Source organism: Bacillus pseudomycoides DSM 12442, from assembly GCF_000161455.1.
GTDB classification, from domain to species: Bacteria; Bacillota; Bacilli; order Bacillales; family Bacillaceae_G; genus Bacillus_A; species Bacillus_A pseudomycoides.
Genome location: NZ_CM000745.1, coordinates 5,224,753 through 5,225,067, shown reverse-complemented (window position 1 = coordinate 5,225,067; position 315 = coordinate 5,224,753). Strand labels below are relative to the sequence as shown.

The window sequence follows — 315 nt, the reverse complement described above, 5'->3', positions numbered from 1 at the left end:
CTTTTCTCTCCTTTCGCTTTTAAAAAGAAGAAGAGCACTGTTTCACAGTACTCTCCTCAACCTATATCTATCTAGAATGTTCCATTTCCGCTTCTTTTGGCTGCTCTTTCTTTTTTACGTTTTTAAACTGATGAAAAAGTTGTGCGAATTTATTTTGACTTTTTGGTTCTTTCTCCTGGCTCGATTCTTTTTTACTGTTTTTATCATATTCTTGTTTTTCTTGATCTAAGGCTTTTTCAATGCTGGACAACTTTTCCCGCTGGGAATCTGTTAGATTCATTCCTTTTAACTCCTGAAGAGCTTCCTTTTTCAACC

General features: G+C 35.2%; 1 pseudogene. It reads right to left on the bottom strand.

Going from position 1 to position 315, the window contains the following annotated elements:
* Positions 1 to 67: 67 nt before the first annotated feature.
* Positions 68 to 315: pseudogene (locus tag BPMYX0001_RS26470) on the bottom strand (hypothetical protein); the annotation flags it as partial.